The 22249-nt window shown below is 31.7% G+C and carries 19 protein-coding genes and 1 other RNA gene; 4 read left to right on the top strand and 16 right to left on the bottom strand.

The genetic code is table 11. The features are described 5' to 3' along the window. Positions 1–92 precede the first annotated feature (92 nt). Positions 93–797 (top strand): queuosine precursor transporter, encoded by a 705-nt coding sequence (locus CD127_RS04800; protein ID WP_103365957.1) that lies wholly within the window; start codon positions 93–95, stop codon positions 795–797. 129 nt (positions 798–926) lie between these two features. Then, entirely contained in the window at positions 927–1325 is a 399-nt protein-coding gene (locus CD127_RS04795) for a ribonuclease HI family protein (protein WP_103298536.1), read from the top strand. Positions 1326–1412: 87 nt separating this feature from the next. Here the strand turns inward: CD127_RS04795 and CD127_RS04790 are convergent, their stop codons facing one another. The 8 genes from CD127_RS04790 to CD127_RS04755 all read right to left on the bottom strand — a co-directional run bounded on the left by CD127_RS04790 (position 1413) and on the right by CD127_RS04755 (position 9782). Further along, the gene (locus CD127_RS04790) at positions 1413–2291 is read right to left on the bottom strand and encodes a 5'-3' exonuclease (protein ID WP_103365956.1); all 879 of its coding nucleotides are present in this window, start codon (positions 2289–2291) and stop codon (positions 1413–1415) included. A gap of 16 nt (positions 2292–2307) precedes the next feature. Beyond that, positions 2308–5754, bottom strand: coding sequence for a dynamin family protein (locus CD127_RS04785; RefSeq protein WP_103365955.1), 3447 nt, complete (start codon positions 5752–5754; stop codon positions 2308–2310). 173 nt (positions 5755–5927) lie between these two features. Further along, a complete protein-coding gene (locus tag CD127_RS04780; protein ID WP_103365954.1) occupies positions 5928–6566 on the bottom strand; it encodes an SDR family oxidoreductase in 639 nt (212 codons plus the stop codon). Positions 6567–6770: 204 nt separating this feature from the next. Continuing rightward, entirely contained in the window at positions 6771–7904 is a 1134-nt protein-coding gene (locus CD127_RS04775; protein ID WP_103365953.1) for a THUMP domain-containing class I SAM-dependent RNA methyltransferase, read from the bottom strand. A 130-nt stretch (positions 7905–8034) separates the two neighbouring features. Continuing rightward, an RNA gene (gene rnpB / locus CD127_RS04770) (RNase P RNA component class B) lies at positions 8035–8418 on the bottom strand. 106 nt (positions 8419–8524) lie between these two features. Beyond that, positions 8525–8860 carry a cell division regulator GpsB gene (gpsB, locus tag CD127_RS04765; RefSeq protein WP_103365952.1) on the bottom strand — a complete coding sequence of 112 codons (336 nt, stop codon included), beginning with the start codon at positions 8858–8860 and terminating at the stop codon, positions 8525–8527. Between the two features lie 10 nt (positions 8861–8870). Beyond that, a complete protein-coding gene (locus CD127_RS04760; protein ID WP_103365951.1) occupies positions 8871–9434 on the bottom strand; it encodes an SLOG family protein in 564 nt (187 codons plus the stop codon). A 12-nt stretch (positions 9435–9446) separates the two neighbouring features. After that, entirely contained in the window at positions 9447–9782 is a 336-nt protein-coding gene (locus CD127_RS04755; RefSeq protein ID WP_103365950.1) for a DUF1798 family protein, read from the bottom strand. Between the two features lie 302 nt (positions 9783–10084). On the opposite strand from CD127_RS04755, the gene recU reads away from it, so the two are divergent. Further along, positions 10085–10711: a Holliday junction resolvase RecU gene (recU, locus tag CD127_RS04750; RefSeq protein WP_103297455.1), complete on the top strand. Its 627-nt coding sequence runs from the start codon at positions 10085–10087 to the stop codon at positions 10709–10711. Further along, positions 10708–12975 (top strand): transglycosylase domain-containing protein, encoded by a 2268-nt coding sequence (locus CD127_RS04745; protein WP_103365949.1) that lies wholly within the window; start codon positions 10708–10710, stop codon positions 12973–12975. Before recU ends, CD127_RS04745 begins: the two co-directional genes overlap by 4 nt. An 86-nt stretch (positions 12976–13061) precedes the next feature. Here CD127_RS04745 and CD127_RS04740 read toward each other — a convergent pair whose 3' ends face one another. From CD127_RS04740 to bshA, 8 genes are all read right to left on the bottom strand, one after another. After that, positions 13062–13385, bottom strand: coding sequence for a YpoC family protein (locus CD127_RS04740; RefSeq protein ID WP_103297457.1), 324 nt, complete (start codon positions 13383–13385; stop codon positions 13062–13064). A 19-nt stretch (positions 13386–13404) separates the two neighbouring features. After that, positions 13405–14049, bottom strand: coding sequence for an endonuclease III (gene nth / locus CD127_RS04735; protein ID WP_103365948.1), 645 nt, complete (start codon positions 14047–14049; stop codon positions 13405–13407). Continuing rightward, positions 14039–14725, bottom strand: coding sequence for a DnaD domain-containing protein (locus CD127_RS04730; RefSeq protein ID WP_103365947.1), 687 nt, complete (start codon positions 14723–14725; stop codon positions 14039–14041). The genes nth and CD127_RS04730 overlap by 11 nt, the downstream gene beginning before the upstream one ends. 93 nt (positions 14726–14818) lie before the next feature. After that, a complete protein-coding gene (gene asnS / locus CD127_RS04725; protein WP_103297460.1) occupies positions 14819–16111 on the bottom strand; it encodes an asparagine--tRNA ligase in 1293 nt (430 codons plus the stop codon). Positions 16112–16222: 111 nt separating this feature from the next. After that, positions 16223–18925, bottom strand: a complete 2703-nt coding sequence (locus tag CD127_RS04720; RefSeq protein WP_103365946.1) for a helicase C-terminal domain-containing protein — start codon at positions 18923–18925, stop codon at positions 16223–16225. A 31-nt stretch (positions 18926–18956) separates the two neighbouring features. Further along, the gene (locus CD127_RS04715) at positions 18957–19928 is read right to left on the bottom strand and encodes a biotin--[acetyl-CoA-carboxylase] ligase (protein WP_103365945.1); all 972 of its coding nucleotides are present in this window, start codon (positions 19926–19928) and stop codon (positions 18957–18959) included. Then, complete coding sequence (locus CD127_RS04710; protein ID WP_103365944.1) at positions 19915–21117, bottom strand: CCA tRNA nucleotidyltransferase; 1203 nt, start codon at positions 21115–21117, stop codon at positions 19915–19917. Before CD127_RS04710 ends, CD127_RS04715 begins: the two co-directional genes overlap by 14 nt. Position 21118: 1 nt before the next feature. Then, entirely contained in the window at positions 21119–22249 is a 1131-nt protein-coding gene (gene bshA / locus CD127_RS04705; RefSeq protein WP_103297464.1) for an N-acetyl-alpha-D-glucosaminyl L-malate synthase BshA, read from the bottom strand.

Here is a 22249-nt window from a genome sequence, read left to right as displayed (position 1 = left end):
CCTATTGCAACAATTGTATTTTTACTATATAATATATAAGTTGTTTTTGCGGTTTCTAAACACCCGCATTATCAAAATTTAGGAGGATAATCATGTTTAATGAAATTTTTGGAGTAGCAACCTTTTTTGTTACTTTTATTTTAATGGTCGTAATGTTTCGTTGTTTTGGTAAACAAGGCTTAATTGCTTGGGTCGCTATTGGGACTATCATTGCCAACATCCAAGTAATTAAAACGGTAGATATTTTTGGTATATCTGCTACTTTAGGTAATGTCATGTTTGCTTCAATTTATTTAGCTACGGATATTTTAAATGATATTTATGGACGTAAAGTGGCTAAACGTGCTGTATGGTTAGGCTTTTCATCAACATTAGTTATGATTATTGTGATGCAAATGTCATTACATTTTATTCCAGCACCTGAAGATGTATCTCAAAAAGCATTATCAACTATCTTTGATTTAGTGCCACGTATTGCGCTTGGATCAATCGTAGCTTATATTATTGGTCAACATGTCGATGTTTTTATCTTTTCAATGATTAAAAAAATCTTTAGTTCTGATAAAACATTTATCATTCGAGCATATGGCAGCACAATGTTAAGCTCAATTATTGATACAGCTTTATTTGTAACTATCGCATTCGCAGGAACACTACCTTTCGCAGTAGTATTTGAGATATTTATAACAACTTATTTACTTAAATTAATGTCAACTATATTTAATGTTCCATTTGGTTATATCGCTAAATCGATGTATCGCAAAGGAAGAATTCATAAACTAGATGAAGGTTATTAATTAATAGAATAGCGTGAGAGTGAGTCGAGCAATATATAACGCTGACACTTCTCATGCTATTCTCTTTTTTTAGAATTTGATACTATAGTATTGAAATAATAATCTTATTTTTTGAAAAGGTGTTATAAAATGGCGAAAATATATTTTGATGCTGCATCAAATGGTAATCCAGGTCAAAGTACGTGTGGTATTGTAATTAAAGAAGAGAATGAAAAATACACATTCACCCATGATTTAGGTGAATTAGATAATCATAGTGCAGAATGGGCAGCTATGATACACGCCCTAGAACACGCAAGAGAATTAAATGTAACGAATGCGCTATTATACACAGATTCTAAATTAATTGAAGATAGCGTTAATCAAGGTTATGTGAAAAATATCCGATTTAAACCTTACTTTGAGAATATGGAAATTTTAGAACAAAGTTTTGAATTATTATTTGTAAAATGGGTTCCTCGCGATCAAAATAAAGAAGCAAATCAATTAGCACAACAATATCTTTATAAATTAAGTAAGAAAAAATAATTAATCAAAATAAAATCCTTGAGATTAGGAAACATCACTCTTAAATCAGAGATGATTGACTTTTCCTTTTATCTCAAGGATTTTTAATTATAATTTAGAAGAAATATACTTACCTGATACGTATAGCTCATGCTCATTACAAATAGATAATATATGATTGAGTGAATGAGCATATTCCATTTCCTCATATAAAGAAGTAATATCTAGTGGAACTTCTGTATGGATTTCAGCTAATTGTTTGGATAGTAGTAAATTTGCTTCGTCATTTTTAATTTTCTTTTGCTGTCCTGGTGTTAATTCATCAATATGTTGAAGGACATTTTCAACACTATCATAAGCTTGAATTAATTTAATTGCTGTTTTCTCGCCTATTCCTTTTACGCCTGGATAACCATCTGCACTATCTCCCATAAATGCTTTAATATCAATTAATTGAAGCGGATCTAGTTGATATTCTTCATTAAAACGGTCTAACGTATAACGATTGTATATATTGAAGCCCTTTTTAATGAGCCACACTTCTACGTTTTGATTAATACATTGAAGAATATCTTTATCCCCAGTAATAATGTGTACCTCGTTATCTTGAGAATAAGCTTTAGCTAAAGTTCCTATAACATCATCAGCCTCATAATTGACCATTCCGACGTTTATGAAACCGAATTGCTCAGATATTTCTTTAACATAATCAAATTGAGGAATGAGTTCCTCTGGAGGTGCGGGACGGTTTTGTTTGTATGAATCATACATTTCATTTCTGAAAGTCGATTGCCCCATATCCCAACACACTGCTACATGTGTCGGATTAATATCGTGAATAGCGCTAAAAATGTGTCTAACAAATCCTTGTATACCATTTGTAGGTACGCCCTTCGAATTATACATAAATTGATTGTGTAAACTTGTAGCATAAAAATGTCTAAATAATAACGCCATTCCATCTACTAGTAGGACACGTGATGTCATAAATGGTGCCTTCTTTCTATTTTAAAAGTACTTTTAATTTTGAGTTTACTGATTTTAATTGTTCTATAAGTGTTTCATCCATTGTAAATGATAATAAATCATCTATTTGTTGTTGTATATCATTTTCTAAATGATTAAATGTATCTTCAGCCTCTTTAGTTAATGTTGATACATAAGAAATGAGTGCTTGTCTTAATTCGCTTAATTGTGCTTGAAGCAAATCTAATGTATTAGCACTAATTGTTTCCTGTATTTCTCTTTGAGAATTAGGATTTAATATTTTACGTTTAGTCAGTTGTTTAGGTAAAGCTGCCACCATATCATTAATATCAATTCTTAAAAACGCCGTATCAGTAAAATGAGGTTTAATATTAAATTCAGGATAAATAAGCACATGCAATTGATTTAACTTTTGAACGACAGGTGCAACTTGTTCGTTGAGTTGTCGATTAAAGTATTTTTTAATACGTTCTACTAAAAGACTTTGTTCGAGATATAAACGTTGATGGATTTGATCTAAGAATGTCTTAGCTGAAATTTTCTTTTCTTGATTGAAATCGTTATTCTGCGTCATTTGACTATTGAATACACTTTTAACATCATCCAATAATTGTAACTTTAAGCGTCCATTTAAGTGATAAATTTGGTCTTCAACTTCATTATTAGTATGTTGCTCACTTGTCATTAACAATTGGTTTGGAAGACGTTGTTCATGTTGATAAGATTTAAGTTTATCTTGTCGTTCACTGATTAATGATTGATTTGTTTGGAATTCTTCAATCATTTGATCGAACGATTGACTCATTTGTTCAAGTTGTTTAATCATTTGTTGCTCTAAAATGGTGTTAGATTCTACTTCTACAAAGTGTTGAATACTCTCACGTAATTGTGAAATACCTTCATCATAATCTTTAAGTGCACGTCTACTTGATACACCGAATATCTCAGAGTTTAAGTTAACTTGGTTTAAAGCATCAGCAACGTAATCTTTTACGGCTTTAACATCTTCTTCATTTTCTGCTAAATCAATTGCGTTGATAACCATTTTAAAGGCTTGGTTTTCATTCAATTGATTCATATCTTTCATATGTTCAATGAAAGCTTTATCGTTATCTGTAAATGAATGATTAAAGTAACTTACATATAAAATTAAATCTGAAGAAGTTAAAATTTGTTCAGTTTCATTTGTATGACGTTGGTTGTTTGAATGTAAGCCTAGTGAATCTACGATGATTTTACCTTTTAACCATTCAAGTGGTAAGTTGATGTGAACAGTTTTAACAAAGGTAGCGTATTCGTCTTCTGCGCTCCACTTTTTAATATCTTCTTGTGAAATTTCATGCGTAATGGCTTCATTTACCATATCTTGATAAAGTGCATAATGCTTTTCAACCGCATTAACAAAAGCTAATTGATTTTTTTCTAACTGTTGTTTCAATGAAGTAACATCACTATTAATAAATTCCTCTAAAGAATTAAATGAAATATTGTGATATTCAATAAGTTGATTTAACTCTTCAAGTAATTGTTCTTGTGTTTTTAAAGTGATTTTACTGTCTTCGCCATAAGATAATTCTGTCGTAGCTGCTGTTGTTGGATTTGGAGAACTCACTAAATATTGACCACCAAGTAAAGCATTGATTAAACTACTTTTACCTGCACTAAACGTACCAAACACGCCAATTTTAACGATTTTATTATCTAAGCGAGTTAATGTATCTTGAATATCTTTTTTCGTTCTATCAAATAATGGCACTGGCTCAACTAATTCTAAAGCTTGTTTAATATCAACCTCATTCGTTGTTGATGATTGAGTTGCTTCATTTTCATCAAACTGAGCTTCACTTGATTCACCTTGAGTCTCATCTTTAAATTGATAGTTGGCTTCAGTTCGCCCTATTAACTTATCTAAAGAATCTTCCATATGGATATAATAATGACGATAATTCTCAGTTGTTAAAGACTCTTTCAAATTCTTTAGCTCTATGAAACGTTCATAGATTTGCATATCTTCATCTTCTGTATTTGTTAGGCCTGTCGCCTGTGTATTGTTAATGGTTTTATCGAATAATGGATTAGATTCTTTCTCTACATAATTGTTAATAGCTTTTTTAACTTCATCACTAAACGTTAATACATACGTATTACTGATACTCGTTTGAGGCTGATATAAATTTGAAATCAATTCATTATTAATTTCGTAATGTTGATTCAATATTTCTTTGTTTACTTCACTATTATTGATAAAGCGCGTTAAAAACGACATATCTTCTCTTAAAGGTTGGCGTATTTGTTGATTAACTTTGTCTTGCAATTTTTCAGTAACGATTGCTAAGCGTTGCTCTTGTTCTTCTAGTTTCTTTTTCTTTTTATTTAAAAGGCCGCCTACTTTAAAGTCTGAAGCCATACTTTCAAGATAATGTCGAATATCTTCACGCATATCATGTGTCATGATGTAGGCATTTTCAAGAATGTCTTTACGTTTTTGTTTTAAAAAGCTTAACAACTGATCAGGATTATTTAATAAACGTGCTTCTTCACTCACAGCTTGATTCTGTTGGAATTTTGAATATGCTTGTTCAAACTCATCTTCATTAATATTCAATTCTTCAAGAATATCTTGTATTTCATTTTGGATATAACCGAGTTGTGCATCTGTGATAAATTTAACCGTACGTTTCACGTAATCTTCTATAGGTTCACGATGATTATCTTTGTCTACTAAATAGTCAGATAGTTGATTGATTTCATTTTCAGGATGATCAAATTTAGACACGTAGAAGATTTTAGTCAATTTGATATCCCAATCTGCAATTGATTTATTCACTCTTTCTTTAAAAGTAGCAAAAGAAATTTCATCTTCATTATGTTTATCAATTTGGTTAATGATGAAAATAACAGGGATTCCAACATCATTCATGCGTTTCATAAATTGAAAATTAAGCGCAGATTGAACGTGATTATAATCCACTGTATAAAACAAAATATTACTTGTATACATGAACTGTTCGGTCGTCGTTTGGTGTGTCGCTACATTTGAGTCGACCCCAGGTGTATCTTGTAAAGTAAACCCGTTATGAAACTTTGTAGAAGGAAATTTAATTTCTACAGATTCGACATCAACATTTAAGCGATTCATTTGTTTCACTTCATCATAAGTTTTTAACTTTGTATACTGTTGATGTTCAAGATTAGCAATAATCTCTTCTTGATCTGATACAGAAACGATAGCTGTATTACTTGTTGTTGGTACGGGAGAACTTGGTAAAATATTCTGTTCAAGTAATAAGTTAATCAATGTAGATTTACCTGCAGAAAAATGTCCCACGAAAGAAGCGGTATATTGATTTAAATAAACTTTTTTGATGACTTGATTGATTGTATGTACTAACGCCGTATTGTTTGATTTTTCAACTTCTTTTTTTAATTTATATAAAATATCTAATTGTTCAGTATTCGACATGCCTAATCCCCTTTATTTCAAACGTTCTGAAAATAATAAAAAAGTAAGGTTATAAATCATCAAAGAATTATAACCCTATTAATAGAAAGTGATCGCAAAAGTAAATCAATACTTTTGAAATCATTTATTAAATTTTATCACACTCATAAATTATAAAAAATATAAATAGAACTTTAATTAAACCAAGCTGGCTTATCGCCATCTGTGTTAGGTTTATTAACACCTATATTGTCTCTTGAATAAAGTTCAGGATTTTTAGCAATACGAACAGCTAAATTTGCAATACTACGTCTTGATACTTCTGTACCTTTGAACTCAGTATCTTTAGATGTAATTTCATAATCTGATTCATTTTTGAAAGTTAACCAAGCTGGGCGAATGATTGTATAATCTAAATCTGAAGCTTCGATAATATCTGCAGCTTTTCGGTATTTATCTAATTTCTCGCCAAATTGTTCTTTATTAAATTCATTAAATTTTGTTGGCAACTCATTGTAAATTCCTGGCGCTGCAATAAAAATTAAGCGTTTTACGCCTTTTTTAGTCATTGCTTTAACGATAGCATCAGCTTCAATATCCAGTGAACCTGATAAACTAGCGAAGACGACGTCGACTTTATCTAATGCTTTTTCTAAGTCTTCTTCATTTTTTGCGTCCCCTTCAAATACAGTAATACGATTAGATGCATAATCAGGGATACGATGTGCATTTCTTAAAAATAAATCCACATTAAATGAAGTATCTTCTAAAAATATTTTAGTTGCCTCTATAGAAACTTTACCGTTTGCGCCTATAATTAAAACAGTTTGCATATTTCTCTCTCCTCACTAAGATGTAATTTATATGTATGTAGTTAAATGTTAAAACACTCTTATTATCACTTTACATCAGTCATAATAAGAGCGCTAATAAATTGTTTAAATTAATTAAATATTTTCTAATAAATTAAAGTAAATTTACAAATTTAATAAAAACTAAACTTGAAAAATGAGTTATTTATATTTATGGGTTAACTATTAATTTTTTGCAGGTTTTTGACCCCAATATTGATAATACGTACATTCAATATAACCATTGAATAATTTGCGTCGTTTAGTTGCTTTTTTATTAACAAGATATTCGAATTCTTTATTGCTAGTTAAAATATAAGTAGATAAATAAGGATGTTGTTTCATTAATTTTCCAATATAGCGGTACATTTCTTCAACTTCATCTCTATCGCCAATACGTTCCCCATATGGTGGGTTACCTACTAAAGCAACTGGTTCTTCTGTATCAATCGTTAATGTATTCACGTCTTTAACGCTAAACTGAATAATATCACCTAAGCCTACTTCTTCTGCATTACGTTTAGCTATTTCAACCATTTCTGGATCAATATCAGAAGCAAAGACTTGGATGTCTTTATCATAATCAGCTTGTTTGTCAGCCTCATCTCGCATTTCATCATAAATGTTAGGTGGCATAATGTTCCATTCTTCAGAAACGAATTCGCGGTTAAATCCAGGCGCGATATTTTGAGCAATTAAACATGCTTCAATAGCAATAGTTCCTGAACCACAGAATGGATCAATGAATGGTGTATCACCTTTCCAATTTGCAAGTCTTACTAAACTTGCTGCCAATGTTTCTTTGATTGGTGCTTCACCTTGAGCAATACGATATCCACGTCTATTTAGCCCTGAACCTGATGTATCAATTGTAAGTAACACATTATCTTTTAAAATAGCTACTTCTACAGGGTATTTAGCGCCACTTTCATTTAACCAGCCTTTTTCGTTATAAGCATGTTTTAAACGTTCAACAATGGCTTTCTTAGTAATAGCTTGGCAGTCTGGCACACTGTAAAGCGTAGATTTGACGCTTCGTCCTTGTACAGGAAATTGACCTTCTTTATCAATAATATCTTCCCATGGTAAAGCTTTTGTTTTTTCAAACAATTCATCAAATGTTTTGGCATTAAATCTACCTACGACGATTTTAAGTCGATCAGCAGTTCGCAACCATAAGTTACATTTAACAATAGCTTTCGCATCTCCTTCAAAAAAGATACGCCCATTTTCTACCTGTGTTTCATAGCCAAGTTCTTGGATTTCTTTTGCAACGACTGCTTCTAATCCCATTGGACATACTGCTAATAATTGGAACATTGGTTTGTCTCCTTTGTCAATATTGTTATGTTATATGTTAACAGAGTTTAAATCATATATGTATAAGTATAAATTGTAAGAAAGAAAAAAGCTCTCCTTCTAATGGGAGAGCTAAACTAGTCAATGATATTTCTGTAAGCCATGTTCTGTACCGTTGTACTCATAACGTACACTAGTTGTACTGGTACTCTGGTGGTAACCATCTGTCTACATATCTTTATTATGCGAATAAAGACGTCTCGTTTATACGTTGAATTCCGCTAAACAAGTGCTCCTACCTAATTTGGATTGCTCACTCGAGGGGTTTACCGCGTTCCACCTTTTATATTTCTATAAAAGCTACGTCACTGTGGCACTTTCAAACTATTCTAGCCATATCTAAAGACTTAGGCTATTTCGTTGCCGTCAAATTAATGCCTTGATTTATTGTTTCATCAAGCACGAACACTACAGTCATCTCAGACTGTGTGAGCATGGACTTTCCTCTATATTTCTATAGCGATTACCCAAAATATCACTTTTGCGATTATAACACATATTTAAAAACTATAACAGATATTTTTTACTTTTAAAACATACTAGCAAAGTTGCTTGTACTTTAAATAGTTACTGCTTAATGATTATTTGCCAAATACTGCTTTTTCAAGATTTGAAATTCTTTTTAGAATATCTACGTTATTCGATGAACTTGTATTGTTTGAAGAGAATGATTTGTTATCAGAAGGTCTAGATGTCGCTACTCGTAATCTTAAATCTTCTACTTCTTTTCTTAGTTTATTATTTTCTTCAGATAATTTAACTACTTCGTTATTTAAATCAGCCATTTTTTGATAATCAGTAATAATATCGTCTAAAAAAGCATCAACTTCTTCACGACGATAGCCACGTGCCATCGTTTTTTCAAAGTCTTTTTCATAGATATCTTTTGCTGAAAGCTTTAAAGAAACATCTGCCATTTTTTCCACCTCATTCGAAACTTTGATCTTGTTCCCACTGTAAATCATTTATAAAAGCAGTGAGTTCATCAAATGCAACAATATCACAAGTATAGTTTGTTTTATCCATAAAATCAACTAACATCCTCTTGAAGAACTTGGGACTTGCCTCTTGTTCATCATCGTATATTAGTAACGTCATATCTGTATGATCAAGCATAAATTGATCTGTTTGTTTAAATTGAAAAGGTCCTTCATATTCAGTGTGATGGACACTTTCAAGAAAGTCTGCTTTTTCTACAATACTATTATACTTTGCTTGATTAACTTCATTCCACTTTGAAGTATGTCCGTAAAAAGGAGTAATTATACCGAGTTTTAACTCAGGATAAGTTTGTTTTAAATCAAGAACAACTTCAGCTGCCCAAAGTTCAATCCCAATTTGACCTTGAATTAATACCCATTCAAGTCCTTCATCAATATATTGTAATAACTTATGTTTAATGAATGCTTTAAGATATTTCACTTCAGGCATATCATCTTTAAAAATATTTAATTCAAAAGATTTATATCCCGTAACATATAGTGTCTTCAAGTACAAATCACTCTATTCTTTATTGTATTCAAGTAAATAGTTTAAATCATAATTAGCAGCTTTAAATTTTTCAGTGAAAAGTTTTCTGCTGGTTCTATGGAAATGACAATCTACTGATAATTCTTTAATATTGTTTACCAATAAATTGAATTTCCTATCATTCATATAAGGCAATTGTATGATGTCGTCTTTATATTGAATTAACTCATTCAATATACCATCAATATATTGAGTATATGGAACAACTTTCTGATAAAAATTAAAATCTTCACCTGTTGTTTTAACTTCATTATAATGCGTTTCAATATATTGAAGTTCTTTCAATAGTTCTTTTACAACTTTCTCCATGAAGATGCCTCCTACACTGATTTAATTTATCATAATTCATTCCGACCGTCATGTAGTATGAAATCAACAAAAGTTTGGCACTTTCTAGAATTCTTTCATTAATGTTGCGTATACCTTACAAATTCAGTCACATATTGTTTTCATAGTTAAAGCACGTTAAAATAGAGAAGGTTAATAATGAAGTTTCATTATTTTCTAAATTAGTTTGTTATATAGTAATTACATATAAAGTACTTTGATGAATACATTAGTACATAGATATATTTTATAGTTTCTATTAACGAACTAGCGTGGTGAAGGCTATGAATTATCCTAATGGGAAACCTTTCAAGGAAAATAAGACTAACGTCGGAAGTAATACTCGTTCTTCTTATAGTAAAATAGAGTATGGTGGACGTGGTATGTCCCTTGAAAAAGATATTGAACGCTCTAACGATTATTATTTAAATCATGGTAAGGCTGTTATACATAAGAAACCTACGCCAATTCAAATCGTTAATGTTCATTATCCCAAACGAAGTAAAGCCGTGATAAACGAAGCTTACTTTCGTACCCCTTCTACAACTGATTATAATGGCGTTTATAAAGGCTATTATATTGATTTTGAAGCAAAGGAAACTAAAAATAAAACTTCCTTTCCTTTAAATAATATTCATGATCATCAAGTTGAACATATGAAGAATACATTTCTTCAGAAAGGAATTGTATTTTTATTGATAAGATTTAAAATGCTTGATGAAGTATATCTTTTGCCTTTTTCTAAATTTCAACCTTTTTGGAAAAGATATAAAAATGAAATAAAAAAATCAATAACAGTTGAAGAAATAAGAAAAAATAGTTACTATATTCCTTATCAGTATCAACCAAGATTAGATTACCTCAAGGCTGTTGATAAGTTGATATTAGATGAAAGTGAGGACCGCGTATGACGGAAAACAAAGGATCTTCTCAGCCCAACAAAGGGAAAAATGGGAAGTCCAAAGAAAAAAAGAATAGAAATGTAAAACGAACGATTATCAAGATTATAGGCTTTTTATTAATCGCCTTTTTCATTTTAGTTTTACTCGGTATTTTATTATTTGCATATTATGCTTGGAAAGCACCAGCATTTAATGAATCTAAACTACAAGATCCTAAACCTGCCGAAATTTATGACAGGAATGGAGAATTGGTTAAAAAACTAGACAATGGTGCTAGAAGAGAACATGTTGATTTAAAAGATGTTCCTAAGAATGTGAGAAATGCCGTGTTAGCAACTGAAGATAACCGTTTCTATGATCATGGTGCCTTAGACTATAAACGTTTATTTGGCGCTGTTGGTAAAAACTTGACTGGTGGATTTGGTTCACAGGGTGCCTCAACGTTAACACAACAAGTTGTTAAACGTTCATTCTTAAGTGAGAAAAAATCTATCGGACGTAAAGCGCAAGAAGCTTACTTATCATATCGTCTAGAGCAAGAGTACAGTAAAGATGAAATCTTCCAAATGTATTTAAACAAAATTTATTACTCTGATGGCGTTTATGGTGTAAAAGCTGCAGCTAAATACTACTTCAATAAAGATTTGAAAGATTTAAATTTAGCTGAATCAGCGTACTTAGCTGGTTTACCACAGGTTCCTAACCTTTACAACATTTACGACAACCCTAAAGAAGCGGAAAGTCGTAAAGAAACTGTTTTATACTTAATGCACTATCATCATAGAATTACAGACAAACAGTGGCAAGAAGCTAAAAAGACTTCATTAGAAGACAACTTAGTGAAACGTTCTAATAAAGAACGTCAAATCGGTTCAACTGATGAAGATCCAGAATACGATTCTTATGTTAACTTTGTTAAAGCTGAATTAATGAATAACAAACACTTTAAAGATAAAAACTTAAGTGATTTATTACAAAGCGGCATTAAAATCTATACTGATATGGATAAAGATGTTCAAAAAACATTACAAGATCGTATTAATAACGGTAATTACTATAAAAATGATGACCAACAAGTTGGTGCAACAATTCTTGATAGTAAATCCGGTGGTATTGTAGCAATTTCTGGTGGACGTAACTTTAAAGATGTAGTTGACCGAAATGCTGCGACAGATGCTCACTTAACTGGTTCATCATTAAAACCATTCTTAGCATATGGTCCAGCTATTGAAAATATGCAATGGGCAACAAATCATGCTATCCAAGATGAATCAAGTTATCAAATCGATGGCGGTACTTTCCAAAACTATGATAGTCAAGGACATGGTAGAGTATCTGCTTATGATGCATTAAGACAAAGTTTCAACATCCCAGCGTTAAAAACTTGGCAACAAACTCAATCTCAAGCTGGTAAAGATTCAGTAAAAGACTTTGCTTCTAAAGTTGGTTTAGATTATCAAAATGATCTTGGCCCATCAGATATCTTAGGTGGTGGCGCTTCAGAGTTCTCACCTACTCAATTAGCTTCAGCGTTTGCTTCAATCGCTAATGGTGGTACTTATAACAATGCGCATTCAATCCAAAAAGTTGTTACTGCTGATGGTGACACTGTTGAATTCGATCACACTAGTCACAAAGCTATGAAAGATTATACATCTTACATGTTAGCTGAAATGTTAACTGGTACATTTAAACCTTATGGTTCAGCTTATGGTCATGGCGTTTCAGGTGTAACAATGGGTGCTAAAACTGGTACAAGTACGTATGGTTCAGAAATTAACCAACAATACAACTTACCAGATAACGCTGCGAAAGACGTTTGGATTAACGGTTTCACACCTAAATATACAATGTCAATTTGGATGGGATTCAGCCAAATTAAAGAAGGCGGAACTAACTCATTCTTAGGTCACACTGAACAAGAATACCCTCAATTCTTATATGAGGATGTTATGTCTGACATTACTTCAAGTAATGATGGTGACTTCAAGAAACCTGATTCAGTTGTTGGCTCTAAAGCAGATGATTTATCTGTAAGTGGTCACCCTGATAACAACACTACTACTCGTGAAGTTTACGGTAGTAACGGTTCTAGTGATGGTTCATCAAGAAGCTCTAGCTCATCATCTGAATCATCAAATGAGTCTTCTAGTGAGTCAAATAATTCTGGTAACACTGGAAACAATAATTCAACACAACAAAATAATTCAAATGCTAATAACAACAATAATAACGGCAATACGATTGCGAACATGTTTAATTTCAACAGATAATCGTATAGAAGTTTTATTCATAGTTAGTAAGTTGAATAGCTATACAAAAAGGCTGGGCAGTTTGCCCAGCCTTTTTAATATACTATTTAGCGTTTTTTTCTAATTTGATAAGATGCGTTCATTTTAATAAGTTCCACTTTTAATGTCTTCATTTGACTATAACCCATAAAATGATATTTTCTGGCTAACATATAATTGTAACGTTCTTCAAAATTCATTGGAACTACTGGATAATTCTCAAGATGATGAAAATCTATCTCCTCTACTTCATTAATTTGTTTAAAGAAATCAATGATTAATGTAAAGTACTGATCAATCACAGGTTTAGCTTCAGCTGAATTAAGCGCCCTTTTACTTGCGAATTGATCCAATTGTTCTTCTAAAGGTTCAAAATCTTGTTTAGTGATCATAATATCAAGCTTCCTTTTATTATGCTTTCATTCGCTTTTGTCCTTCTCTACAATCCTCTAGTAAAGGACAAATATCACATTTTGGTTTACGAGCAATACAATGGTAACGTCCAAAGAAGATAAGTTGATGATGACTTTTACTCCATCTTTCTTTTGGAATAATACTACATAACCTATCTTCGACTTGAGTTACATTATCTTTCCATCTATTAATGCCTAAACGTTTAGAAACACGTTCTACGTGAGTATCCACCGCTAATGACGGTTCTCCAAATGCTACACTCATTACTACATTTGCTGTTTTTCGCCCTACACCTGCTAGACTTTCAAGTTCTTTATGCGTATGTGGGACTTCTCCATCAAACTTTTCAAGTAATGATTCACATAACTTTTTAATATTCTTAGATTTATTGCGATATAACCCGATTGAACGAATATCGTCTTGTAACTCTTCTATATCCACATTTACATAATCTTCTGGTGTTTTATATTTTTTGAAAAGTGAACGTGTCACTTTGTTAACTAAATTATCTGTACACTGAGCCGACAACAACACAGCGATAGTAAGTTCAAAGGCATTATCATGTTTTAATTCACATTCCGCATCTGGAAACATATCAGCTATAACATCTATCATTTCAAGTGCTTTTTTCTTACTTATCATCTAATTTCTCTCCATTTAACCAATCAAATTTGGGCACATGTTTTACGGTATGCGTCATTTTAGGTTTGTTAAATTGTTCTCTTATTTTTTTAGATTCATCAATCGTCGTAACGTTATTCTTTTTCCAATTTAATAAGATGCGATCTACGTATTTAAAGCTTAATTTATCATGACTATAAGCTTCATCTAGTGCTGAACGTATTAATGCAAAATCATGTTGATCTACATCAATCCATTGATTCAATGTTTCAATTTCATATGGAGACAAGGGTCTTGCGAATAATTGTTCAATATATTGGAATAAATCTTTAAATTGTTGCTGAGAATTTGATTGCTTATTATCGACTTGATCTTGAGCTAAAATGTGACTCAATTTGTCATAAAAACCATCTAAATTCATGTATTCGGTAAATTTACCTTCTTCATCTTTTTTTACTTGAAGTTCTAACAAATCTCTTTGAATCAAATTTTGGATAATTGAAGTAACTTCTCTAGGCTCCATAGTAGAACCCTTTTTCAGAAAATCGATTGAAGGTTGTTTGTTTGAAGTTTCTGAGGCATAGATAAGTTTAATCAATATGATTAAATCTTTCTCGGACATACCTAATTCTGAATAATGATCTAAAAGCTCACGTCTTACAACGACAGGTCGTGTTTTAAGTTGGAATTTGTCCAAGTCGAATACCTCCTTTTTAAAAATTGAAAAAGAGTCCAGTCAAATAGAGCTGACTGGACGAAATGAATATATTTGCTTCTAACTGTAAGTATCTTATGGATATAAACGATTTAATAAACGTGGGAATGGAGATGTTTCTCTCACGTGTTCCACGCCTGAAATCCAAGCTACAGTACGTTCTAAACCTAATCCGAAACCACTATGTGGCACACTACCATAGCGACGTAAGTCTAAATAATAGCTATAGCTTTCTTCGTCTAATTGATGTTCATTGATGCGTTGTTCTAATAAATCTAAATCATTGATACGTTCTGAACCACCAATAATTTCACCATATCCTTCTGGAGCAATTAAGTCTGCACATAACACAGTGTCTTCATTCTCTGGATTTGGTTGCATATAGAAAGGTTTAATCTTAGTTGGATAGTTCGTAATAAATACTGGTAAATCATAATGATTAGCAATTGCTGTTTCATGAGGCGCACCAAAGTCTTCGCCCCATTCAATATCATCAAATCCTTCTTCTTTTAAGAACTTGATAGCATCATCATAAGAAATTCGTGGGAATGGTGTTGCCACTTTTTCTAATTTAGTTGTATCTCTATCTAAAGCTTTTAATTCTAATTTACAGTTTTTAAGAACTGATTGAACGATATGAGCCACATATTGTTCTTGTACTTCTAAGCTTTCTGCATGATTAGTGAACGCCATTTCAGGTTCAATCATCCAGAATTCGATTAAATGACGACGTGTTTTAGATTTTTCTGCTCTAAAAGTAGGACCAAATGAGAATACACGACCATGTGCCATTGCTGCAGCTTCCATGTAAAGTTGTCCACTTTGTGATAAGAAAGCATCTTCATCGAAATATTTAGTATGGAATAGCTCACTAGTACCCTCAGGTGCACTTGCAGTTAAAATTGGCGGGTCAATTTTAGTGAAGCCATTTTCATTAAAGAATTCATAAGTTGCTCTAATAATTTCATTTCTGATTTTCATTACAGCATGTTGTTTTTTAGAACGTAACCATAAGTGACGGTGATCCATTAAGAATTCAGTACCGTGGTTCTTAGGTGTGATTGGATAGTCATGTGCTTCGTGAATGACTTCAATTGATTTCACTTGCATTTCATATCCTAAATCTGAGCGATTATCCTCAGTAATCACGCCTGTCACGTATAATGATGATTCTTGAGTGATGTCTTTAGCAAGTTTGAATGTGTCTTCATCAACTTCTGATTTGACAACTACACCTTGCATAAAGCCACTGCCATCACGTAATTGTAAGAATGCAATTTTACCGCTAGAGCGTTTATTTGTTAACCAAGCACCAATAGTTACTTCTTCGTTAAGATGCTGTTTAGCTTGTTTTATAGTTGTTTTCATAACTAATCTCCTAATTGAAATTTCTATTTATACAATCCTTTATTATTTTAACAAAATAGATAGTGAAGTTCTAGCACATGGCTAGTTTGCTTTAAGGATATTCTTCTATAATTATTTATTTTTATCTATATCTCGTTGAATTTTTTGCAACAATTTACTGAACTGTTGTATGTCCCCTTTTTTCTGAACATAATTCTCCAATGTTTGAGCAAAAAATGATTTGTAATTACTGTTAACAAGACGATCATCAAATGACACAATAAGCCCTTTATCATCTTCTTTACGTATTAAACGGCCTAACCCCTGTCTAAAACGGGTAACGGCATCTGGTAAGACGTAATCTTTAAACGTAGAATCAAATTCTGAATCCATTAACCAATGCTTCGTATTGTATTTATTCATGAACGGCAATTTAGCTATCATTACACATTTAACGCCGCTAGATTGATAGTCAAATCCTTCAAAGAAAGTAGATGTTCCTAAAAGAATTGATTTATCAAAATTGTTAAATTGTTGCACTATTTTATAGTTTTGGTTCTGTTGTTGCGTCAAAATAACGTAATCTTCAAAGGTTGGTAATTCATTTAATAGCTCCTGAACCATATACATCATGCGATAACTTGTAAATAGAACGAGACATTTGGATTCTGTAACAGAAACATACTCTTCAAGATAATCCACTATTGAAGCTACATAGTCATCAATGTTTTTATAATTATAAGATGCGACATCGCTCGGTATATAGATATTTGTGTTCTTTTTATTATTTAAAGTTGACTGTACTTCGTAAGTATTAAAATGGATATCTTCATTAAACCAATTTTTAAAGGCGTCAAATGAATGATTAAATGTTAGCGTGCCAGAAATAAATGTTAAAGAATTAAATTTATCTAGTACTTGTGTTGTGAGAACATCTTTTACGTCATAATCTTTTACAATTAAACGAATGGTTGATTTTTGAGAGATATTTTTAATAGAAATATAAGCAGTATGATTGTTCTTTAAACTTTGCTCAATATTTCTGTAACTGTCATTAATGTACAATAATTGTTTACGAATGGATTTAATCGTTTTATGGTTCATGCCATTGAAAAATTCCAACGTTTTATTAATCTTGTCTACAATAGAATGTAAGTCTTTAAGAATTTGTGATTTATCAAAATCAAAGACGTAATGATAACGATGCACATCATCATCGTGAACTTCAGAATTTTGAATGATTTTAAAGATATTATTAAATAAAATTTCATTTAAATCATGGATATCTGTAATATTACTTTTTAGCCCAAATACATCAATTGGCGCAATATCTAATCGTTCTAAAATACGTTGTTGTTCTAGTTGATCAACTGCTTTTAACAATTTTTCGTTTTCATTTTTACCTATTAATCCAAGTTGATATTTTAAATCTGAATAGTTGAGTTCATTGGTAACTTGATTAAGTGCATAGTCAGGTAAACGATGGGCTTCATCTATAATGCAATCGTCAAATAATTGATAGATTGAATTCTCTTGGTCAGAATGAATTAAATGTGCATGATTTGTTATACCAATTTGTATATTTTGGGCATTGCGTTTAATGTAATTATAGTAATGAATATCGTGTCTTACGGGTACATACGTTTCAACTTTTTGCTCAAAATACATTTTTTGGCCACCCTTGAGGTTCAATTCTTGAATATCCCCTGTCTTTGTTTCAGTGATCCAAATAAGTAACTGCATTTTTAAAATATTGACTTCATAGTTAGAAGTATCATCTTTTAAAATTTGGCTAATTAAGCCTAGAGAAATATAATCGCTTTTACTTTTAATTAAGGCTGCATTAATTTTAAAATTTAAAGCCTCATTTAAACTTGGTATGTCTTTTTGAAGTAATTGATTCTGAAGCAATTTTGTATTTGTTGAAATCATGACATGACGGCCTGTTTCAATGTTATACATTAAAGCTGCTAATAAATAAGCGAGTGACTTACCACTGCCTAATGGCGCTTCAATCATAGCTTTGTCACTATGCATTAATTGTTCTAATATTATTTCTGACAAATAAAGCTGTTGTGGACGATAAGTAAGATTTAAAGCCTCGGTTACTTTCGTATAAAGTTGTTTTAAAGAACCATTAAAGTGAGTTTGAGGTGCTTTTAAATCACTTTGTTTTTTATAAATAATCTGTTCAAACTGATCAAATTGTGAATCTAATTCAGTTTGTTTATGGTGGCGAACCATTTCGAATAGTATATTAAATAAATCATATTTAAGGTTTTTACTTAAATAATAAAGTTGTTTGAGCGTATCTATTGGAAGTTGTTCAAACTTTTTAAAGGCTTTTATCATTAAGTATGCCGTTGTCGTCGCGTCTTCATCCGCTCTATGTGCATTGGCGAGTGGAATATTATGAGAATTCGCCAATTCGCTTAGCTGATAGCTCTTATCTGTTGGGAAGACAATTTTGAACAATTCTAACGTATCTATTACTTTTTTTGGTGCATACGTAATACCACTTTTTTCAAAAGCTTTTTTAATAAAATTAAGATCAAAATCCACATTATGCGCTACGAACACACAATCTTTTAATTGATAAAAAATTTCATCTGCAATTTCATGGAAATATGGTGCTTCTTCTAACATAGTTTCTTCGATAGAAGTTAACGCTTGGATGAATGGCGGTATTTCTAAATCAGTACGTATCATCGAATGATATGTTCCAGATATTTTATTATCGCGAACAAATGTAATACCAATTTGTATAATTTCGTCATAGTCAAGTTGATTACCGGTCGTCTCTAAATCAACTACCGCAAAACTTGTGTTAGCCATTTTTATCTCTCCTTATTCCCATGTCTTATACTTATATATCTATATCTGCGCTGATTAAGCGTCTTACTTCGTCATTCTCATCTTTCACCATTAAGAAACCATCATGATCAATATCAATCGCTTCTCCTACAAATTGGCTGTCATTCTCAGTAAATCTCAACTTACGGTGCCAAATATTTGAAGCTTCAATATATTCTTCTCTAATGTCACTAAATGGTTGATTTAAGAATTGAGTATAGCGCTTTTCAATTTCATTAATTAATGTAGTTAAAAAGCGATATCTGTCTATTTTATCGTCACTGTGTAAGCGGATACTTGTTGCTCTATGTTCAATCTCTTTTCCGAAATCTTGTTGTTGATGATTAACATTAATGCCTATGCCACAAATAATGGCTTCTATAGCATCATAATTTGCTACCATTTCAGTTAAAAAGCCACATACTTTTTTATCATTAATATAAATATCATTTGGCCATTTAATTGCTACTTTATCATTAGAGAACGCTTGAATTGCATCTCTAATGCCTAGTGCGATAAATAAATTGAATTTCGGAATCATTGAAAACGGCACATTAGGTCTTAAAACTAATGACATCCATAATCCTTTGCCTTTTGATGAGGCCCAATTACGATTAAATCTACCACGACCTTGCGTTTGTTCTTCACTAAGGATCATCATTGAATCTTCATGATCTACCAAAGTTTGCTTAGCAATCGTTTGTGTCGATTCAACTGAATCATACACTTTTATAGTAGAAATGAGATTTTGCTCTTCTAATAAACTAGATACAATGCCACTATACCATTGATTTGGCAATGCATTTAATTTATGACCTTTTTGATTAATCGATTTAATATCGAAACCATCTAATTTTAATTGATCAATAATTTTTTTAACTGCAGCTCTAGAAATTTGTAATTGATCAGCAATGTATTGTCCTGAAATATATTCAGATTGGTTTTTATATAGCATTGCAATAACGTCTTGACTATATTTTGACATTGTCATCCACCCACTTCAAAATTTCATCTTTGGTATTTTGAACTTTACCAGTCACAATGGTACATTCAATGTTGCGAAGTACCTCTTTTAACCATGGTCCACTTTTCTTTTGAAAATGATTTAACAAATCGCCACCATTAACATTCATTTCTTTACGAGTTTGTATAGGAAGTTGGTTCGCTATTTCATTAATTGCTTGTTCATTAACAATTAAAGGCGAAGCCGTTGCTAAATCATTAGCTTGAAGTATAGATTGAATGCTAAGAATATCTAGTATATTTGTCTTACCATAATCATACACGCATAGTTTCAAATCTTCTTTACTATTTAATTGAGGTAATGCCGTCATTATTTTTGAATAAAGTTGTATATCTGATTTTTCTTTATTACTAATTTTTAATTTTGATAATGACGTTTGAGGTTCACATTTAGTCACAATGATAGCTAACCACATTTCAAAACTGATAGGCGTATCTATTTTTACTTCAGTCATATCTACCTCTTTGAAAAAAGGGACATGTGTAAATAGGCCTAATTTTAATAAATTGTTGTAACTTTCTTCAACATTTTGACCACTTATTAATTTCTTCAACTCGACTACGATACGTTCTATTGATAAGTGTTCTATATCAGCAATTTGCTCTTGCATAGCAATATAAGTAAGTTTATCTATTGTAAATGCTAATTGAGATTGAAAACGTAATCCTCTAAGAATACGTAAAGCATCTTCACTAAAACGCTCTTGCGCATTACCAACTGTTCGAATAAGACGATGCTTGATATCATCTTGACCTTCAAAATAGTCATATAGCTTATAATTTTTGTCCATAGCGATAGCATTAATCGTAAAGTCACGCCGTTGCACGTCTTTATATAAATCACGAACGAAATAAACTTCGCTTGGTCTACGGTGATCTACATAGTCTGATTCTGCTCTAAAAGTAGTCACTTCATAGTTATCACCTTGATAAACTACGTTGACTGTCCCGTGTTCTCTACCAATCGGAATCGTATGGTCAAACATATCTTCTATTTCATCAGGTGTGGCGCTTGTTGTGATATCAATATCATGAACTGCTCTATCCATAATATAATCTCTCACAGAACCCCCAACAAAATAGGCTTCAAAACCATTTTTTTCAATTGTATCTAAAATAGGCAATGCCTTTTCAAATAGTTCAATTCCCATATTACGCCTCTTCTTTATTTAACATTTTTTTATAATAATATTCGTATTGATCCGTAATTAAATCTGAAGCAAAGCGTTCTTCAATATCTTTAAGCATATTAGCTTGTAACTTCTTATAAAGCGTTGGATTAGTTAGTAATTCTAAAGCGTAATGACTAGCACTTTCACTATCGCCAATGTCCACAATGAAACCTGTTTCTTCATGTTTGATAACTTCTTTAATACCACCAGCATTAGATCCAATAGGTACTACACCTGTCTTCATAGCTTCAAGTAATGTGAGACCAAAACTTTCTTTTTCACTTAATAATAATACTAAATCTGACATTTGATAAAATTCACTTACTTGATCTTGTTTTCCTAAAAATAAAACAAACTCTTCTATATCAAGTTCTCTTGCTTTCTTTCGCATATCAAGTAATTCAGGTCCATCACCTAATAAAATAAGCTTGCTTGGTAGCTTTGCATGTACTTTAGCAAACGTTTCTAATATCGTATCTATACGTTTTACCCTTCTGAAGTTGGATACATGAATTAAAACTTTCTCTTCAGGTTTTATACCATACATTTCTTTAAGCTTTGTTTCGTGACGTGTTGGGAATTCATTTTCACGAACAAAATTATAAATAGGTACAATTTCTTTCTCAGTTTCAATAATATCTTTAGTCTGTTCCGCTAATGAATGGCTGACGCTCGTCACAATATCGCTTTGTTCAATACCAAATTTAATTGCACCTTTAAGTGAATGATCATAGCCCAGAACTGTTATATCTGTGCCATGTAATGTAGTCATAATCTTAATATCTCTACCTGACATTTGACGAGCTAGAATACCACATACAGCATGAGGAACTGCGTAATGCATATGTAGAATATCTAAATCATACTCTTTGATGACATCAGAAATCTTTGTACTTAATGTAATGTCATAAGGCGGATATTGAAAAACAGCGTATTGATTAACTTCAACTTGGTGGAATCTAATATTTGGTAAGGGTTTACGAATTCTAAATGGAATATTTGAGGTAATAAAGTGAACCTCATGCCCTCTTTCAGCCATTTTAATCCCTAATTCGGTTGCTATAATCCCGGAACCACCCATTGAAGGGTAACAAGTTATACCTATTTTCAT

It is taken from the genome of Staphylococcus petrasii (assembly GCF_002902565.1).
Taxonomy (GTDB): Bacteria; Bacillota; Bacilli; order Staphylococcales; family Staphylococcaceae; genus Staphylococcus; species Staphylococcus petrasii.
Note: the sequence above shows the minus strand (reverse complement) of the source record. Positions and strands in the feature narration are given on the sequence as shown.